General features: G+C 60.7%; 14 protein-coding genes. 7 read left to right on the forward strand and 7 right to left on the reverse strand.

Going from position 1 to position 17,749, the window contains the following annotated elements; translation table 11 throughout:
• Positions 1-13 precede the first annotated feature (13 nt).
• Together AAIA72_RS07740 and AAIA72_RS07745 are read right to left on the reverse strand one after the other, a co-directional pair.
• Positions 14-1,570 (reverse strand): hydantoinase B/oxoprolinase family protein, encoded by a 1,557-nt coding sequence (locus tag AAIA72_RS07740; RefSeq protein ID WP_369602827.1) that lies wholly within the window; start codon positions 1,568-1,570, stop codon positions 14-16.
• 124 nt (positions 1,571-1,694) lie between these two features.
• On the reverse strand, positions 1,695-2,864 hold the full coding sequence (locus AAIA72_RS07745; RefSeq protein ID WP_369600308.1) for an ISNCY family transposase: 1,170 nt from the start codon (positions 2,862-2,864) through the stop codon (positions 1,695-1,697).
• 214 nt (positions 2,865-3,078) lie between these two features.
• Between AAIA72_RS07745 and AAIA72_RS07750 the strand changes: the two genes are divergently transcribed.
• Genes AAIA72_RS07750 through AAIA72_RS07760 form a run of 3 tightly spaced genes read left to right on the forward strand, consistent with a single transcriptional unit; the run spans position 3,079 to position 6,273 of the window.
• Positions 3,079-4,281 (forward strand): aspartate aminotransferase family protein, encoded by a 1,203-nt coding sequence (locus AAIA72_RS07750; RefSeq protein WP_369602828.1) that lies wholly within the window; start codon positions 3,079-3,081, stop codon positions 4,279-4,281.
• Between the two features lie 16 nt (positions 4,282-4,297).
• On the forward strand, positions 4,298-5,218 hold the full coding sequence (gene argF / locus AAIA72_RS07755; RefSeq protein WP_369602829.1) for an ornithine carbamoyltransferase: 921 nt from the start codon (positions 4,298-4,300) through the stop codon (positions 5,216-5,218).
• Positions 5,215-6,273, forward strand: a complete 1,059-nt coding sequence (locus AAIA72_RS07760) for an ABC transporter ATP-binding protein (protein ID WP_369602830.1) — start codon at positions 5,215-5,217, stop codon at positions 6,271-6,273. Before argF ends, AAIA72_RS07760 begins: the two co-directional genes overlap by 4 nt.
• A gap of 3 nt (positions 6,274-6,276) precedes the next feature.
• On the opposite strand, the gene glpK is transcribed toward AAIA72_RS07760, so the two are convergent.
• Positions 6,277-7,758, reverse strand: a complete 1,482-nt coding sequence (glpK, locus tag AAIA72_RS07765) for a glycerol kinase GlpK (protein ID WP_369602831.1) — start codon at positions 7,756-7,758, stop codon at positions 6,277-6,279.
• 129 nt (positions 7,759-7,887) lie between these two features.
• On the opposite strand from glpK, the gene AAIA72_RS07770 reads away from it, so the two are divergent.
• Both AAIA72_RS07770 and glpD read left to right on the forward strand, forming a co-directional pair.
• The gene (locus AAIA72_RS07770) at positions 7,888-8,652 is read left to right on the forward strand and encodes a DeoR/GlpR family transcriptional regulator (protein WP_369602832.1); all 765 of its coding nucleotides are present in this window, start codon (positions 7,888-7,890) and stop codon (positions 8,650-8,652) included.
• Positions 8,653-8,762: 110 nt separating this feature from the next.
• Positions 8,763-10,313 (forward strand): glycerol-3-phosphate dehydrogenase, encoded by a 1,551-nt coding sequence (gene glpD / locus AAIA72_RS07775; protein WP_369602833.1) that lies wholly within the window; start codon positions 8,763-8,765, stop codon positions 10,311-10,313.
• 246 nt (positions 10,314-10,559) lie between these two features.
• Here glpD and AAIA72_RS07780 read toward each other — a convergent pair whose 3' ends face one another.
• Positions 10,560-12,131: an ATP-binding protein gene (locus AAIA72_RS07780; RefSeq protein ID WP_369602834.1), complete on the reverse strand. Its 1,572-nt coding sequence runs from the start codon at positions 12,129-12,131 to the stop codon at positions 10,560-10,562.
• 10 nt (positions 12,132-12,141) lie between these two features.
• On the reverse strand, positions 12,142-12,909 hold the full coding sequence (locus tag AAIA72_RS07785) for a response regulator (protein WP_369602835.1): 768 nt from the start codon (positions 12,907-12,909) through the stop codon (positions 12,142-12,144).
• 207 nt (positions 12,910-13,116) lie between these two features.
• Here AAIA72_RS07785 and AAIA72_RS07790 point away from each other — a divergent pair, with 207 nt between their 5' ends.
• Positions 13,117-13,893, forward strand: a complete 777-nt coding sequence (locus tag AAIA72_RS07790) for a GNAT family N-acetyltransferase (protein ID WP_369602836.1) — start codon at positions 13,117-13,119, stop codon at positions 13,891-13,893.
• Entirely contained in the window at positions 13,890-14,672 is a 783-nt protein-coding gene (locus tag AAIA72_RS07795; RefSeq protein ID WP_369602837.1) for a lysophospholipid acyltransferase family protein, read from the forward strand. The genes AAIA72_RS07790 and AAIA72_RS07795 overlap by 4 nt, the downstream gene beginning before the upstream one ends.
• Here AAIA72_RS07795 and AAIA72_RS07800 read toward each other — a convergent pair.
• Positions 14,649-15,104, reverse strand: coding sequence for a peptidylprolyl isomerase (locus AAIA72_RS07800; RefSeq protein WP_369602838.1), 456 nt, complete (start codon positions 15,102-15,104; stop codon positions 14,649-14,651). The two genes, AAIA72_RS07795 and AAIA72_RS07800, sit on opposite strands and share 24 nt — an antisense overlap.
• A 63-nt stretch (positions 15,105-15,167) precedes the next feature.
• Positions 15,168-17,342, reverse strand: coding sequence for an acetyl-CoA hydrolase/transferase C-terminal domain-containing protein (locus tag AAIA72_RS07805; RefSeq protein WP_369602839.1), 2,175 nt, complete (start codon positions 17,340-17,342; stop codon positions 15,168-15,170).
• Positions 17,343-17,749 lie beyond the last annotated feature (407 nt).

Raw genomic sequence — 17,749 nt, forward strand, 5'->3', positions numbered from 1 at the left:
AGCGCCAAGGTATTCACTCCGATACCTCGGGACTTGCATATCCGCCACCACCCGGCGTTTCAATCGTGAGCAGGTCACCCGCCGCCACATCCAGGTTGACTTTAGCCGGCAATTCTTCACCGTTGAGCAAGTTGACGCCCGGCTGCCCCGGAAAACCACCTGCCAGACCCGCAGGGACGCTCCGTCGGCGCTCCGTCAGCAGGGTCACCCGTGCCGGCGCAAGAAACCGCCAGCTGCGTACAAGCCCATCCCCACCATGCCAGCGTCCCTTGCCGCCGCTACCGCGACGAACCGAATAGCTTTCCACTCTGACGGGATAGAGTGTCTCCAGCACTTCCACCGGGGTATTGAGGGTATTGGTCATATGTACCTGTCGCGCACTGAGACCATCAAACCCCGGACCTGCGCCATGACCGCCTCCGAGCGTCTCGTAGTAATGCCATGCGTGACCCGCCCGGCTTCCCGACAGCACCACATTGTTCATGGTCCCCTGGCTGAGCGCCGGCACCCGTTCAGGCAGCATGGCGGCCAGCGCCCGCTGCATCAGATCCACTACCCGCTGACTGGTTTCCACATTCCCGGCGCCCACAGCCACGCCTGCAGGTGCATTCAGCAGCGAGCCTTCCGGAGCACTGACCCGGACACAGGAAAAAACACCGTGACAAGATGGGGTCTGCGGCGGCAGCAAACAACGCACGGCATAGAAGGCTGCTGCCGCGGTCACACTGAGAGGACAGTTAATATTGCCATCAACAGCCGGCGGTGCCTCGAAACAGCAGTGGATCTGTCCCGACCTGTGAATCAGCCTGAGTCCCAACGGAATCCGTTCATTCCCCCAGCCATCGTCATCCATCACATCCTGTGCACGCCACTCGCCCTCCGGCCACTCTTCCAGAGTGCCGGACACCAGTCTGCGTCCATACGCGTTCAAAGCCTGAAGGCCAGCTTCGAAACCTTCCTTCCCCATACCCTGAAGCAGGATGCCCAGTCTCCGGACGCCGCGCTCACAAGCCGCCAACTGAGCCAACCAGTCAGCCGGCAAGTCACCATCACCGCTCCGGGCTCCTTCCAACAGACGGATACGCGCTGCAATGGCTTCCTGCCACTGTCCATCCCTGCGCAGCAGCGAGGGTGGAAAAACCTCCCCCTCTTCCTCCAGTCGCCTCGCCAGGGGCATACTGCCTTCAGGTTCGCCGATATGAGCATGATGCGCGCGACTGGCGGCAAACCCGGCCAGGTCATCCTTCACAAAAACTGGCATGACCACCGTAACATCCGGCAGATGGGTACCTCCGCACCGGGGATCGTTGAATACCACCACATCCCCGGGCTGCCATGCGATACGCCCAACCACATCCCGCATGGCATGCGCCATGGAGCCCAGGTGAACCGGTATGTGTGCAGCCTGAGCACAGATATGGCCATCCCGGTCGAATAGCGCACACGAGAAGTCCAGGCGATCCTTGATGTTGGAGGAAACAGCGGCATGACGCAGTACCGTTCCCATTTCCTCGCACACCGCGTTAAGGCGGCTGGCAAACAGGCTCAGCCCTATGGCATCCAATGACATGATCTTGTCTCCATGCTGTGCATGATGCACCCATGGTAGCACACGCGTATCCAGCCATGTTAGCAACAAATAGAACTGTCCGGTTTTGTAGCACATAAACTGTCCGCTTTGGGTCCACTGATGATCAGACTTGGCAGCGGACGTTGGCCGGTGCCTGATCAATAGGTTCGAGGGGGTCGAAGGGCAGGCCTTCTGGGGTGTAACTGGCCAGTCTTCTGGGGCCGTGGAAGATCGCCAGGGAGCGATCAGGATAACGGTGTACCCGAACCTTGGCCTTGACGTAATGGCGCCGATAGCGGTCGGCAGGGATCTGCAGCTTGAGTCCCTCGAACGAGACGCAGTTGTCCTTGTTCACGGTGCGTTCGTACTGCTCACACAGGATGTCGTCCAGTCCAGGGCCGATGAAAGGCACGAAGGCGCTGCCCTCGACGGCGGGTTTGACGCAGAACTCCCGGTTGAAGGCCGGCAGGTAGTGCTCCCGAAGGTAGCGGTTGGCCGCCGCCATGGTGGTAATGCCCTGGGCTGCAAGTTCCTTGGGCAGGCGTCCCTGATGGGTGGCGAACTGGCGCTCACAGCGGCCCCGGGCCTCGGGGGAATAGGCGGGGATCATCTCGACCCCGAGCTGGGCCATGGCCCTGCCGAACTGGGTGAGGTTGGACTTGTCGACCTTGCCGCCGGCCTTGGGGGTGTGCCAGTAGTGACTGCCCCGGTCGGTATAGAGGCTCGAGGGAAGGCCGTGATCGGTGATGACCTCTCGCATGGCCTGGAAGCTCGAAGCCGTGCCTTCCTCCTCGACGAAGAACATGGAGTAGTGCTCAGAGGTGGCGTCATCGAAGGTGATGATCAGATCCCAGTGGTGGCCGGGAACCCATTCGTGGGTGGAGCCATCCTGGTGGAGCATCATGCCGACCATGGGCGCCCGCTCGCGGCGTCGACGATGCTTACCCCGAGCCGGTGCCTTCTTGACCAGGCCTGCCTTCTGCAAGGTGTTCCGTACCCAGGTATAGCTGCGTGTGCCGCCGTGACGGTCGCGGTAGAAGCTGTAGAAGTGTTTGATGTTCCAGCCGTCGTAGCGCTCCTTGTAGAGCGCCTCGAGGCGTAGAACCTCATCCACCGGGGCCTTGCGGTGGGAAACCTGACTCAGGCGCTTGTCGATCAGGCCGTCGAGGCCCTCCTCCTCGTAGCGGTCGATATAGCGCCGGAAGGTCCGCTCACAGACCCCCAGCAGCCGCGCCGCCTCTTCCTGGGTCAGCCGTTTCTCGGTCCATCCCGTATAGGCTTCTTCGAATCGCATTTTCCGGATCTCCTGTAGCAGTTCTGTCCGTCTCATGGCTCACCTCCTTGGTGATCATGAAACCGGACAAATCACGTGCTACAAGTCCGGACAGTTTATTTGCTCCCAACACACGCGTATCCAGCCATTGCACCCTTCAGTCCGAGCCGGTAAGATAGATCTTCTCGGGGCAGCACTGGCTGCCTTTTTGCGTTGTGAAGGGGAAAATCAGGACATGTCGCACAACCCGCTGATGCAGACTTATGGTCGCCAGCCGCTGGCCTTTGACCGGGGTGACGGAGTCTGGCTGTATGACGAAGCCGGCAACCGGTACTTTGATGCCATATCCGGCATCGGCGTCAACGGTTTGGGGCACAATCACCCGGCGGTTACCGATGCCATCCAGCGTCAGGCGGCACGCCTGCTGCACTGCTCCAATCTGTACGAAATTCCCTTGCAGACCCAGCTCGCCCGCGAATTGTGTGCAATAGCCGGCATGGACAATGCTTTCTTCTGCAACTCGGGCGCCGAAGCCAATGAGGCCGCCATCAAGCTGGCCAGGCTCTACGGACATCGCCGCGGCATCCGCACCCCCACCATTGTCGTGCTCGACAATGCCTTTCACGGCCGGACACTGGCCACGCTGACCGCGACGGGCAACCGCAAGGTTCAGGCAGGCTTCGAACCATTGGTTTCCGGGTTCGTGCGGGCGCCCTTCAATGACCTGGATGCGCTGCAGCATATTGCCCGGAACAACCCCGACATCGTCGCCATTCTCATGGAGCCGGTTCAGGGCGAAGGCGGACTCGCCGTGGCCTCGGATGAATATCTCCGGGGTGCAAGAGCCCTGTGCGATGCTCAGGGCTGGCTGATGATGCTGGATGAAGTCCAGACCGGCAACGGGCGGACCGGCCATTTCTTCTGTTATCAGGGCGCAGGCATACTGCCTGATGTGGTGACCACGGCAAAAGGGCTTGGAAACGGCCTGCCCATTGGCGCCTGTCTCGCCCGCGGCGAGGCGGCCGGCGTTTTCACCCCCGGCAGTCACGGTTCCACCTTTGGCGGCAATCCGCTGGTCTGTGCGGGCGCACTGGCTGTGGTCCGCACGCTGCGCGACGAGCACCTGCCGGAGCGCGCCCGGGTACTGGGTGATCGCCTTCGGGAAACGTTTGAAACCTATTTCAGGGGCTCGGGCTATGTGCGCGACATCCGCGGCAAGGGGCTCATGATCGGGATAGAGCTCGACGAGCCCTGCCCCGAGCTTGTGCCGCTGGCCAAGACCCAGCAGTTGCTGATCAATGTGACGCGCGAGTCGGTCATCCGGCTGCTGCCACCGCTGATCATGACGGACGATGAGGCTGACTGGCTGGCCACTACACTGATTCGTCTCATCAAACTCTACAAGGCAGACGAGCGTGTTCTGCCCCGCTCTTCATGACTGACAGGACAAGACCATGACTGCTGTTCAACATTTTCTGACTCTCAAGGATCTGCCACCGGGCACCCTGGATTATCTGATCCGCCGTGCCATGATTCTCAAGGACAAGCAGAAGCGGGGCATTCCCTATGCCCCCCTGCCCAACAAGGTGCTGGGCATGATCTTCGAGAAGTCCTCCACCCGCACCCGGGTTTCCTTTGAAGCCGGCATGGCCCAGTTGGGTGGCCACGCCATCTTCCTGTCACCACGGGATACGCAACTGGGCCGCGGAGAACCCATCGAGGACAGCGCCCGGGTGCTGTCACGCATGGTGGACATCATCATGATCCGCACCTTCGAGCACGAGAAGCTGGAAACCTTTGCCCGCTACGCCAGTGTTCCGGTGATTAATGCGCTCACCGATGATTTTCACCCTTGCCAGCTTCTGGCCGACATCCAGACCTGGGTCGAGCATCGCGGTGCCGTGCAGGGCAAGCGCGTGGCCTGGATCGGCGATGGCAACAACATGTGCCACAGCTACATGAATGCTGCCACGCAATTCGACTTCCAGCTTGTGGCCGCCTGCCCCAAGGGCTTCGAACCCAAGGCGGCCATCGTGGCTGACAACGCCTCCCACGTGGCAGTCGTGGAAGATCCCACCGAGGCGGTGCGTGACGCAGATCTGGTCGTGACCGATGTCTGGGCCTCCATGGGGCAGGAAGATGAGGCCGAAGCCCGCAAGGAAAAGTTCCGCCCTTACCAGGTTTCTCCCAGGCTCATGGACCTGGCCAAACCGGACGCATTATTCATGCACTGCCTGCCGGCGCATCGCGGCGAGGAAGTCTCGGAGGACATGCTCGACGATCCCCGCTCGGTGGTTTGGGATGAAGCCGAAAACCGGCTGCATGCCCAGAAGGCATTGATGGAATACCTGCTGCTGGGAGCCCTGAGCGCGTGACCACGGAAAGGCCCGAACTGGAAGTGACCGGCCTTGCCTGCCGTTACGATGAGACGCCGGTGCTGCAGGATGTCACCTTCCATCTGAATCGCGGCGGTCTCGCCAGCTTGCTCGGACCGAGCGGTTGCGGCAAGACCACATTGCTGAAAGCGCTGGCCGGCTTTCAGCCGGTTGATGCCGGACAGATCGTGCTGGCGGGACAGGTGCTGTCGCGGCCGGGCATGACCGTTCCGCCCGAAAACCGGCGCATCGGCATGGTGTTTCAGGACTACGCCCTGTTTCCGCACCTCACGGTTGCGGACAACATCGGCTTCGGTCTTCACCGGCTGGACAAGGCGTCCCGGAAGCGTGTCGTGGCCGACATGCTGGATCTTGTCGGCCTGCACAGCGTGGCGGAGCAGTACCCTCACGAACTTTCCGGAGGGCAGCAGCAGCGTGTGGCCCTGGCGCGGGCACTGGCCCCGGAGCCCGAACTGCTGCTGATGGACGAGCCATTCTCGAACCTGGATGCGGAGCTCCGGCTCCGGCTCTCCCTGGATGTGCGCGACATTCTCAGACAGCGCAAGACATCGGCCATTCTGGTGACTCATGATCAGAACGAAGCCTTCGCCCTGGCTGATCATGTGGGCGTCCTCCACCAGGGACGCCTCCAGCAATGGGATACACCCTACAACCTGTACCACAATCCTGAAAACCGGTTTGTGGCCGGGTTTGTGGGGCGCGGTTCCTTTGTCCCCGGTCGTCTGGAAACGCCGGACAGCGTGGCCACGGAACTGGGCGTGATTCGCGGTGACCGGGCCTATATCTGGCCGCCCGGCACGGCGGTGGACGTACTTTTGCGCCCGGACGACATTGTACTGGATGAACAGTCCGGTCTCAGAGCGCTCATCCGTGACAAGATCTTTTCCGGCTCGTCGACCCTCTACCGGCTGACACTGCCCTCGGGACTGGCGCTGGATGTACTGGCACCCAGCCACCAGGATTACCCGACAGGTACGGAGATCGGCCTGCGTCTCGTGGCCGATCACCTGATTGCCTTTCCCGTTTCGCCCTGAGGCTCAGCGGGTCAGCACCCGCTGAACGGCCGCCTGCCAGCCGTGGTAAAGCCGTTCCCGACGCTCTTCCGGCATCCCGGGCTCGAAACTCCGGTCGCACTGCCAGAACCTGTCCAATTCAGAGAGATCTCCGATCACCCCGGCGTTCAGCCCCGCCAGCATGGCGGCGCCCAGCGCCGTGGTTTCTGTCACCCGCGGGCGATCCACGGGCACGGCCAGCATGTCCGAGAGAAACTGCATGAGCCAGTCATTGACCACCATGCCGCCGTCCACCCGGAGCCGCTCCACGGATCCGGCATCCCGTGCCATGGCCTCGATCAGATCTCGGGTCTGATAGGCAACCGCCTGAATGGCCGCCGTGATGATGTGGTCGGCCGAAGTATCCCGGGTCATGCCCACAAGCGCCGCACGCGCGTCCGCATCCCACCAGGGCGCGCCCAGCCCGGTAAACGCGGGAACCAGATAAACCGGATTGTCCGCACCCACCCGCATGGCCGACTCGGTTGTTTCGGCGGCAGAGCGTATCAGCCCCAAGCCGTCCCGCAACCATTGAACCGCTGTGCCGGCATTGAAGATGCTGCCTTCCAGGGCATAGGTGGTCTGCCCATTGAGACGATAGGCGACCGTGGTCAGCAGACGCGAAGTGGACGTGACTGCTCGTTCGCCGGTATTCAGCACCATGAAGCACCCGGTACCATAGGTGCTCTTGATCTGCCCCGGCGCGAGGCACGCCTGTCCCACCAGTGCCGCCTGCTGATCGCCGGCCATGCCGCCAACGGGTACGGCAGACCCGAACAGTGCCGGTGACACATGACCATAATCCGCAGCACTGTCCCGCACTTCCGGCAGCATGACAGCAGGAATACCGAACAGATCCAGCAAGGTGTCATCCCACTGCTGGGTATGGATATTGAACAGCAGGGTTCGCGAGGCGTTGGTGGCATCCGTGGCGTGAACCTTGCCCTCCGTCAGGCGCCAGAGCAGAAAGCTGTCGATGGTACCGGCGCAGAGTTCACCCCGGGCAGCCCGCTCACGCGCGCCTTCCACATGGTCCAGGATCCAGGCGATCTTGCTGGCACTGAAGTAGGGATCCAGCAGCAGTCCCGTGCGTGCCGACACTTCTGCCTCATGCCCGGCCGCCCTGAGCGCCTCGCACCGTTCCGCCGTACGCCGGTCCTGCCAGACAATGGCGCGATAGAGCGGTCGCCCTGTGGCACGCTCCCACACCACAACCGTTTCCCGCTGGTTGGTGATGCCGATGCTGGCCAGGTTGCCGGCTTCGATGCCGGCGGCATCCAGCGCAGCACGAATGGTCTGCAGGGTGGTATGCCAGATATCTTCCGGGTCATGTTCCACCCAGCCATCCTGTGGGAAATACTGGGGAAATTCCTGTTGCCCCACGCCGCAGATGTTGCCCTGCCCGTCAAACACGATGGCGCGGCTGCTTGTCGTACCCTGATCAATGGCCAGCAAATATGTGTTCATTTTCGCGCAATTCCTTTTTGATTGGCGTTATACTAGGGTGATTTTCAGTTCTGAACATTCTAAACAGAAAACGAACAAAAAAATTTGACCCAGTCCGCCTTTCGGGCGGCCAGACGAGGGAGGCAAGGCGTGGCCCACGAACACAGACATGATCAGATTGTGGCGCTGGTACGCGAGCGCGGATTCGTGTCCATCGACGAACTGGCCCAGCATTTCGGCGTGACGCCGCAAACCATCCGTCGCGATATCAATGCCCTGGATGCGGAACAGCGCCTGAAACGCTACCACGGCGGGGCTGCCTTGCCGCCGTCCACCGCCAACACGGCCTACAGTGAACGGAAAATCCAGCATCTGGCGGAAAAACAGCGGATTGCCGAAGCCATCGCCCGCCGCATCCCGAATCAGTCGTCACTGTTCATCAATATCGGTACGACAACGGAAACGATCGCTCAGGCACTGCTCAACCATGAAGGCCTGACCGTCATCACCAACAACCTTCATGTAGCCAGCATCCTCAGTGGCAAGGAAGATTTCACCATCATCATCGCCGGCGGCCGGGTGCGCAGCCGTGATGGCGGTATCATCGGTGAGGCCACCGTGGACTTCGTCAGGCAGTTCAAGTGCGATTTTGCCGTGATCGGCATCAGCGGCATTGACGAGGAGGGAGACCTGCTGGACTTCGATTATCAGGAGGTCCGTGTCGCCCAGGCCATCATCGAAAGCTCGAGGCGTGTCTTTGTTGCGGCCGACCACACCAAGTTCGGTCGCAAGGCCATGATCCGGCTGGGGCCCGTGTCACTGGCCAGCCATATTTTCACGGATACACGTCCATCCGACGAGATGGTTTCGCTTCTGGAACGGGAAGGCGTAAAACTGGTTGTTTGCGAACCCTGACGGATCAAATTTCAGTACACTTGTCACATTTTTATTCAATTTGTATCGCCACCCTGTCCTTTCATGTTGTATTATGAAAATACAGCGTTCACACACGAAAGGACACTCTCATGGCAACTCTTTCCAACACTCCCGTGGATGTGCTGATCATCGGCGGCGGCATCAATGGCACGGGCATTGCCGCCGATGCGGCCGGCAGAGGACTCAGTGTACTGTTGTGCGAGCAGAGCGACCTGGCGGCCGCCACCTCATCGGCCAGCTCCAAGCTCATCCACGGCGGACTGCGTTACCTGGAGCACTACGAGTTCAGACTGGTTCGTGAAGCACTTGCGGAAAGAGAGGTGCTGTTGCGCAATGCCCCTCACCTGGTCGCACCATTGCGCTTCACGCTGCCCCACGCCCCGCACCTGCGGCCGGCCTGGATGATCCGCATTGGCCTGTTTCTCTACGATCACCTGAGCAAGCGCACGACGCTGCCGGGGAGTCGCCAGGTCAGTCTGCAAAACAGCCCGCTCAAGCCGGAGTTCACGACCGGTTTTGAATATTCCGACTGCCAGGTGGATGACGCCCGCCTTGTGGTCGCCAATGCCCTGCAGGCGAGGCTCCATGGTGCCCGCATCCTGACACGCACCCGCTGCATTCATGCCGAGCGTCAGTCAGCGGACAAATTGTGGAAAGTCCGCCTGCGCAATCTGTCAGATGGTTCGGAACAAGTGATTTTCGCCCGCGCGCTGGTCAATGCAGCCGGCCCCTGGGTGCAGCAGTTCATCGAAACCGGTATCCGGACCCGCTCACCGCGCAACATCCGCCTGATCAAGGGCAGCCATATCCTGGTCAAAGCGTTTCATGATGCGCCGGGCGCTTTCATCCTGCAGAACAAGGATGGCCGGATTGTCTTTGTCCTGCCCTGGGAAGATGACCTGCACATGATCGGCACGACCGACAAGGAGTATCGGGGTGACCCGGCCCAGGTGAGGATTGATGACGAGGAAATCGACTACCTGCTGGACGTGGTCAACCGTCACTTCCGCCATACGCTGACGCGCAACGATATCCTTGATACGTTCAGCGGTGTGCGCCCCCTGTGTGACGACGAAAGCAGCAATCCGTCCGCAGTGACCCGGGACTATACGCTGGAACTGGATGACGAGCTGGGTGCCACGCCACTGCTGAACGTCTTTGGCGGCAAACTGACCACCTACAGAAAGCTGGCCAATGCGGCCATGTCCCGGCTGAAGCCGTACTTTCCGTCAATGGGACCGGCCTGGACCCACGCTGCTCCGCTGCCCGGGGCCACCACTGCGCTGCATACCCGGGCACAGGTGGAGGAGGTGCTGCGTCAGGCCGCTCCCTGGCTGCCCGATACGCTGCTCAGGCGCTATGCCCGGAGCTATGGCGTACTGGCGCTCAAATTTCTGGATCAGGCAACCTGCATGGCAGATCTCGGCCGGGATTTCGGCTCGGGACTGACGGAAGCTGAAGTCCGCTACCTTGTAAACGAGGAGTGGGCGCTGACTGCCGAAGATATCCTGATGCGAAGGACTCGCCTGGGACTGCGTCTGAGCGCCGAACAGAAAGCGCAGCTTGATGACTGGCTCGCATCGGAAGTGAATACGCCAGCCCCTTCGGCCAGTCCGACAGGTGAGGCCCTTCCGGTCTGAACTGAAGGCGGAGCACAGGTGCTGTCAAAGGGATACCGACGGAATCCGGCCACTCGCCGGGCATCAGATTCCGGGCATGCCTGATTGTGGCGGCGTGTCCGGACGAAAAAAGGGCTCGCAATGCGAGCCCCCGAAACAAGGAAAGTTCGATAAGAACTACAACCTCAAAGAGTCATCCTTTACGGTTCTGATTATGGCCAAAAGGATGACGTCCGTCTGTAGGCTTCGTGTCAATAAACTGTAACATCAGGTAATATCCTGCCGACGGGGCCACACGAGCGTGAAGCAGGCACCTCCCAGTGACTTGCTGCGACTGACCATGGCCTGACCACCATGCCAGTACAGGATACGACGGACAATGGACAGGCCCAGTCCGTATCCTCCGGAGGAGCGGGTCCGACTGTCATCCAGTCGGGCAAAGGGCGTGAACACCTTTTCCCACTGGCTTTCCGGAATGCCCGGACCATCATCCTCCACGTCCACCCGACAGGTCTGCCGCTCCAGGCAACAGTTGACCACAACCCGGGACTTCGCATAGCGACAGGCATTACCGACCAGATTCTGGATGGCGCGATGGATATAGCGAGGCTCGACGTCGGCCAGCACATAATGCTCCGAACCGGGTGCAAAGCGGGCTTCAATACGGATCTCCGGGCGAATGCTCTGCTGCTCTTCCACCACCTGATTCACGATGTCGGCAACATTGGCCTCCTGAAAATCGATGACCGGCCCGCCCTGCTCCAGCCTGGCATAGGTCAGGATCTCGTCAATCAGCTCGTTGAGTTCCTGGATGTCATGGTCAATACCCTGCAGCTGCTTCTGGCGCTGCTCAGGATCGTCCAGATCCTCGATCATCTGCACGCCAAAGCGGATGCGCGCAACCGGTGTCCGCAGCTCGTGCGACACCGCGTGAATCATTTCCCGCTGCACGGACACCAGCCGCTGGATGTGCTCCGCCATGCGGTTGAACACGGAAGCCAGCCTGCCCACGGAATCCAGCGCTCCCGTCATTTCGCTCTCGTCGATCCGTGCGTCCAGCTCCCCGCGGGAGATACGGGTGGCTACGCTTTCCAGCTTGCGCAGGCGAAGCTCGGTGCGGGCAAAGGACTGGTACAGTACGGCGGCCAGAATGCAGAGCACCAGAATGGTCAGGCTGAAGATGAGCGGGGCGGACCAAGGATCAAAGGCGGGTTGAGGTGCAAGACTGAGCACGCCCAGTCCGGGCACTTCGAACAGATATCCCGCGTTTTCAGGCAGGCGCAGCCAGCCCTGCTGCGTGAGTTCTTCCCTCAGCACCGCAGGCAGGTCGGCCAGCGAGTCTCTCGGTGCCAGCGTCCAGGGCAGCTGCCAAGCCCGGGCGAACCGGGCAACACGCGCACGTGCCGCGTCCGCTGTCAGTCCGTCCAGCTCCAGAGTCAGAATGCGGGCCATCCATTGCACCGCCTCATCCACGGCATAGGTGTAATAGACACCCAGTGCCTGATCTCCGTCCTGCTGCAACAGGTGCGAGCCGAATGCGGTCGGCACCAGAATGGCCTGCCCCATGGTCAGACGCTCCCGTTGCACGGGGTTCAGCGGCAGGCTATCCAGCGGCAGTGCAGAAACCTGAAGTCCGGGCGGGGCCGAAGTCCTCAGCAGCATGGCACGGGCATCCCCGGGCTGCTGTCGCAACCACTGCAGGGGCAGACTCAGGACATGCTCCTGCCAGGCCGCGTGCCTGACCTCATTGATGCCCTGAAAGGCCAGCACGGCCAGGAGCAGACAGGCCGCCAGCCCGCTGACGACCAGCACGAATGTCCGGGCGAAGACCGTATTCACCAATCCGTGCTCAGGCTTCCTTCACGAACAGATAACCCTTGCTGCGCACCGTCTTGATCCGCCGGGGATGCACCGGGTCATCGCCAATCTTCGGGCGTATGCGGGAGACACGCACATCAATGGAGCGGTCCTGACCGTCATATTCGATACCGCGCAGGGCGGTAAAGATTTCCTCGCGGCTGAGCACCCGGCCCGCATTGCTGGCCAGCAGCCAGAGCAGGTCAAACTCGGCACTGGTCAGATCAATGCTGTTGCCAGCCAGCCAGGCCTCACGCATGGAACGGTCAATGACCAGGTCATTGAACTCCAGGCGCACGGGTTCCTCTTCCTGTGCAGCGCCGGTCTTCTCCCGGGCTGCCTCCTGCTCACGGATGCGTCTGAGCAGCGCCCGGATACGTGCCAGCAATACCCGTGGCCGCACCGGTTTGCACATGTAATCATCTGCGCCCATTTCCAGACCCAGTACCTGGTCCAGGTCATCGGTTCGCGCAGTGAGCATCAGTATGGGTCCGTTATAGTGCGGCCGCACCTTGCGACAGATCGACAGACCGTCCTCACCCGGCAGCATGAGATCCAGAACAACCAGATCCGGCTGTTCCTGTTCAATGCGCTCGATTGCACGCGTTCCGTTTCCCTCCACCGACACGACCAGCCCATTGGATTCCAGGTATTCCCGTGTCAGGTCGGCCAGCCGCTCGTCATCCTCTACAATCAGTATCCGCCAGGTTTCGTTGGTATCCACGATATCCTTAACTCTTTGTTGTTGTAACCCCGTCATGCCTGTTTCCCCCGGGTGGTGTTAACGTTCACACACATCCTTTCAAGAAACATAGCACTTGCCCGACATAAAGTATAACCTCTGTTTCAAAATTTACATGCATCCCGTGCACCCTGCCGGCGGATTTCCCGGAAGTGTCACACGCCGTTCATGGCACCGTCATGCCCGCACCCCATCATCACTCCTGTCCAATCAGGAGGGATGATCATGACCATCACCACTCAGCACAACCAGACCCCATCGGAACGTCCCCGAGCCCCCCGGCTTCAGGTTGGCCTTGCTGGCTCGGCGCTTCAGGTTGCCCGGGCTCAGCGGCTCAGGTTTGAAGTGTTTACCCGGGAGTATGGTGCCCGGCTTTCAAGCCCCATTCCGGGGCTGGACATGGATGCCTGGGATCCCTGGTGCGAACACCTGATCGTTGAGAACGTGTTCAATGGTCAGGTGGTGGCCACCACCCGGCTGCTGCGATCGGAGCATGCCAGGCAGGCAGGCGGTTTCTATTCCGAAAGCGAGTTCGATCTGTCTGCACTGGTGAAGCGATCCGGCAGGATTCTCGAGGTTGGCCGCACATGTGTCCACCCGGATTATCGCACCGGCGCCGTCCTGTCCCTGCTCTGGTCCGGTATCGCCGCCTTCGTGCTGGACGAAGGCTACGATACGCTAATCGGCTGCGGCAGCATCAGCATCCGGGACGGTGGCACGCTGGCCTGGTCAGTCACCGATCAGTTACTGGCGTCCCATGGTCTGGAGCCGGCACACCGGGTCTTCCCGCGCTTCCCCCTGCCCCGCCCCCATGAAGCCTCCCGTCAGCCGGCAGCCATTCCGCCGCTCATTCGCGCCTACACCCGTCTCGGCGCGCGCATCGGTGGCGAACCCTGCCTGGATGCAGCTTTTGGCTGCGCCGACCTACTGATTGTGCTGAATGTGAAGACACTGGCGGAACGTTATGCACGACACTTCATGAGCCGGGAGCGTAACGCATGATGGCTGCGATATTCCGGGCGTTGCGTATTCTGTCTCACCTCATCCGGGGCATGGGCCTGGCCCTGGCGATGCACCTGCAGGAAGCGGCCGGCATGGCAGTGCGCCGCGATATCGCCATGCAGGACTGGACCCGCAGGCTACTGGAGATTCTTCGCGTGAATGTCCATCATGTGGGCACCCCATCCGAAGGCGGGGCCACCCTCATTGTTGCCAACCATATCAGCTGGCTGGACATTCCCGTATTGGGGGCAGCATGTCCGTCACACTTCCTCGCCAAGGCAGAAGTGGGACAATGGCCTGCCATCGGCTGGCTGGCCCGGCAAGCGGGCACGCTGTTCATCCGCCGGGGCGGCGGGCATCTCGCTTCTGCACGCCGTGCCATCCGACAAAAGCTGGCTGCAGGCCGCACTGTGGTGTTCTTTCCCGAAGGCACAACGACCCGGGGCGACAAGGTAGGCCGCTTCTATCCGCGGCTTTTCCAGGCCGCGATGGAGGCCTCCAGGCCTGTTCAGCCTGTCGCCATCCACTACCGCAGGCGCGGAGAACCCGACACCCTCGCACCGTTCGTGGGGGATGACACCTTTGTCCCGCACTTGTGGCGCTTGCTCAAGGCACCGCCCACCGACGCCTATGTGCACTGGGGGCCCTTGCTTGAGCCGGCGGACAGTCCGGCCGCACTCGCGCGGCAGTCGCACCGGTTCTGTGCCACCACGGTTGCCCGGCTCAACTGGATCCCTCACGAAGGCCACCTGGATCTATGGGTGGAAGGGCTTGCCTGATGCAATTTCGTCCGGCGTGGCGTCCCGGACCGACAGGATTTCCACTTCAAAATAGAGTGTCAGACCGGCGAGCGGATGATTGGCATCCACCCGCACCTTGTCACCGTCCACATCCACCACCTTGACCACCTGGCGCTCATTGCCGGACCCGGTCTGGAAGATGGCGCCAGGCTTGACGGCTTCTGGCTGATCGAACAGGGCACGGGCCACCGTACGCACCTTGTCCGGATCGTGGGGCCCATACGCCAGCTCCGGCGGAATGGTGACTTCCAGAACCTGCCCCGGTTCACGTCCGGCCACCGCCTTTCTCAGACCGGGAATGACCGTCGGGCTGTCATCCAGAAAAGTCATGGGCTGGCCACCAACGGAGGTATCCACTACCTCTCCGTTGCGGTTCTTGAGCTTGTAGTGAATGGTATAGACTTTTGTCACCAGTACACCCTCCGTCTTGCGACGCGAGAGTGTACCAGATTCGTGAGGAAGACGCTGCGCCTGTCAGACCAGCCGCATCAGTTCCGCAGCCAACAGCTTCTGCTCCAGCTTTTCGCGGAAATCCTTCGGGGCCATCATGTCCATGCGTTCGAGCAGCGGTACCACATTCTGCGGAATCTCCCGCAAGCGCATGGCTTCCCACAGGGCCTTGAGCAGCCCCTGTCTGGTGGCCGTCCTGGCCTTGAGCTGCTTCAGCGCCTTGCCGATCTTGAGTTCTTCTTCGGTGAAATCACAGCCGAACGGGAAGGGATCGAAGGCGCCGCGCGGGCTGAACTTGCGATACATGGCCTGAATCCGCTCAGGCGTGTTCTGGCGGTAGGCTTCAGGAATCTGATAATCCTGAGGCAGCTTCCCGGCCGCCTTGGCCTGGGCCATGAGCTGAGGCTGGAAGCGCGAATCGGCAATTTTCAGCATTTCCATCACGCACTCCGCATCGCTCTTGCCACGAAGATCGGCAATACCGTACTCGGTCACGTAGATATCACGCAAATGGCGCGGAATGGTGCAGTAACCATAACTGAAGACGATGTTGGACACGGTGCGGCCGCCCGCCACCCGCGTTGACTTGAGCTTGAGAATGGACCGGGCGCCCGGCGTGTCGTGGGCCATGGCAACAAAGTTGTACTGTCCGCCCACCCCGCTGACCACCTTGCCGTTCTCCAATCCGTCCGATACGGCCGCGCCGAAGAGTGTGGCCATCATGGTGGAGTTGATGAAACGGGCATGCTGGCGCTGGGCGATCTTGAGCTGTTCGTTGCCCAGACGGTGGTCATAAAGATGATTGATGAAACGCACGCTGGTCATGCAGATTTTCTGGTGATCTTCGTCCGTCAGCTCACGCAGCATGTCATAGAAGTTGCGCGGCCCGAGGAAGAAACCGCCATGCAGGACAATACCGCCCTTCAGGGACTGCCCCAGCGCATTGGCGGCAATCCAGGCGCGGCTTTCCTCCTTGCGCAGATCGGCTTCGGCATGGTTATCCTCGTCCACGAGCAAGTGACCGCCCTTGAACTGAATGTCCTCGCGCAGAATGCCAAACCGCTTGAGATACTCGATGTCCCGGGCCAGCAACCTGGCGGAAATGGCACCTGCTTCCGCCAGGGCATCCAGCATGTCCAGATCCGGCGTTTCAGTAATCCGTCCGGTGTTGAGCAGCGTCTGCAGGGTATGATCCGGGAACACCTGCCGCTTGAGGATACCGGCCTTGTACAGGTGGATAAACCCATCCACCATCATTTCACTGCAGCCGTACAGGCCTTTCTCGAAGGTGTCCATTCCGCCAATTTTGCCGATAACCGGAAAACGGCTTTCCAGATCCAGCTCCTGACACATGTCCCGGTAGAGGGCATTATCCTGGTGACGGGTCAGCGTGGCGCTGGACAGGGCCGTGCCCAGAGAGCCGATGCCCACCTGCAGCGTCCCGTTATCACGGATCAGCGTGCTGGCATGGAAGCCGATCATGTAGTCCGTGGGCGTGACGGCCATGTTGGGGGCCCCGAACAGAGGGTAGTCATACCGCGGATTATCGATGATAAAGTCGAAGCTTTCCGCTTCCACCTCGGCATCATTCTGCATGAACGGCAGATTACGGTTGATCTCGCCGACGATCGCCACCGGCTTGCCCTGAGCCTCCAGCGCGCGCAGCTCCGGCTCAAGGTCAATGGCCACATCCGGGTTGCAGCTGAGGCTGTAGCGACGCTTGTCGCCCTCATCACGCACGGCAACGATCTGGGCGGCCACGTTCAGCCCCTGATCCATGAGGTCCCGGAAGACATGGGTGTAGTTGCTCATGATGTAGTTCTGCTGCTGCCCCGGATGGTTCAGGTAGCTGCCGGCCTTGAAGAAGAATTCGTGGATGACCACGTTGTCGGGAACCTGATTGCGACGCAGGTCGCGGACATATTCCAAGTCCGGTATGCCGTCAAACAGGCGCTTGGCAAAGGGCCCGAAAAACTTCTTTTCGAGAGCGGAGCTGCCGGACGGCTTTTCCAGCGAGATCGCCGTGATGATTTTCAGCCGGAGCGTCGGATCCTTTTTCGCCCGGGCGTACAGGGCATTGGCCAGATGGATCGGCTTGCCCAGACCCAGTGGCATACCGAACACGATCTCCTTGCCCACTTTTGCAATGATGGCATCGACACAGGCTTCCACATCCCGGAATACGGTTGGTGCTGACATGATTCCCCCTCTGCACGGAGCAGACTGCTTGAACATTGACGCTGAAAATGCCGGGCCTGACCAGCCCGTTCAGTTCTTGTATTGTGGCTGAAGTATGCCGGAATCAAAGTGCGGGCACTTTGACGATCATCAAAAGAGAGGCTTTATTGTAATATCTGAACGGCGGGGACAACAGCCCGGTGACAGACACATACCCGTTACCAATATCCGGCTGCCGAGGGCTTAAGAGGTTACTCAATCGCGTTCAGCAAGAGATCCGGGGCACCCCGTCACCGCAAGCAGGAAAACACTCCGCAGACAGCATGCTGAAAAGACCGGATCCGCACCTGACTCTACATTGCTTTTCAGGTTCGGATCCGAGCAAGACAGGACAATATGATTCTGATACAGGCCTTTCAGGTGTCGGG

This window comes from Thermohahella caldifontis (genome assembly GCF_041153465.1).
GTDB lineage: Bacteria > Pseudomonadota > Gammaproteobacteria > Pseudomonadales > Oleiphilaceae > Thermohahella > Thermohahella caldifontis.

Coding starts and splice junctions, on each gene's coding strand:
- AAIA72_RS07740 (WP_369602827.1), bottom strand. CDS start 1,570: ATGTCATTGGATGCCATAGGGCTGAGCCTGTTTGCCAGCCGCCTTAAC.
- AAIA72_RS07745 (WP_369600308.1), bottom strand. CDS start 2,864: ATGCGATTCGAAGAAGCCTATACGGGATGGACCGAGAAACGGCTGACC.
- AAIA72_RS07750 (WP_369602828.1), top strand. CDS start 3,079: ATGTCGCACAACCCGCTGATGCAGACTTATGGTCGCCAGCCGCTGGCC.
- argF (WP_369602829.1), top strand. CDS start 4,298: ATGACTGCTGTTCAACATTTTCTGACTCTCAAGGATCTGCCACCGGGC.
- glpK (WP_369602831.1), bottom strand. CDS start 7,758: ATGAACACATATTTGCTGGCCATTGATCAGGGTACGACAAGCAGCCGC.
- glpD (WP_369602833.1), top strand. CDS start 8,763: ATGGCAACTCTTTCCAACACTCCCGTGGATGTGCTGATCATCGGCGGC.
- AAIA72_RS07785 (WP_369602835.1), bottom strand. CDS start 12,909: ATGACGGGGTTACAACAACAAAGAGTTAAGGATATCGTGGATACCAAC.
- AAIA72_RS07790 (WP_369602836.1), top strand. CDS start 13,117: ATGACCATCACCACTCAGCACAACCAGACCCCATCGGAACGTCCCCGA.
- AAIA72_RS07795 (WP_369602837.1), top strand. CDS start 13,890: ATGATGGCTGCGATATTCCGGGCGTTGCGTATTCTGTCTCACCTCATC.
- AAIA72_RS07805 (WP_369602839.1), bottom strand. CDS start 17,342: ATGTCAGCACCAACCGTATTCCGGGATGTGGAAGCCTGTGTCGATGCC.